The sequence below is a fragment of the Brevibacterium sp. SIMBA_078 genome (genome assembly GCF_046534565.1).
Classification (GTDB): Bacteria; Actinomycetota; Actinomycetes; order Actinomycetales; family Brevibacteriaceae; genus Brevibacterium.
Window position 1 is genome coordinate 1 of record NZ_JAWRYQ010000665.1, and the last position, 230, is coordinate 230.

General features: G+C 39.1%; 1 protein-coding gene. It reads left to right on the forward strand.

Annotation, left to right across the window (positions count from 1 at the left end; all coding sequences use genetic code 11):
* Positions 1-30: 30 nt before the first annotated feature.
* The coding region (locus SB749_RS21155) for a hypothetical protein (protein WP_410712051.1) at positions 31-230 on the forward strand (200 nt) is incomplete at its 3' end.

A 230-nucleotide genomic window follows, 5' to 3' on the forward strand; every position in this document is an offset into this window, starting at 1 on the left:
TTTGAGACTCTTAAATACGCAATAGAGAAAATGTCTTCTGAAGCAAAACAAACTCTAGAGGAATTAAGAGCGAAGTTTGAAGATCTAGAAAAGATCGAGACCAAAGAAGGCGCACAAGCTAAGGTAGATGAACACGCTAAGAATACAAAGTTGCATGTCACAGAAGCAAAACAAAAATCATGGGATGCAAAAGAAACACCTGAAGGAGCACAATCGAAAGCAGATGCAGC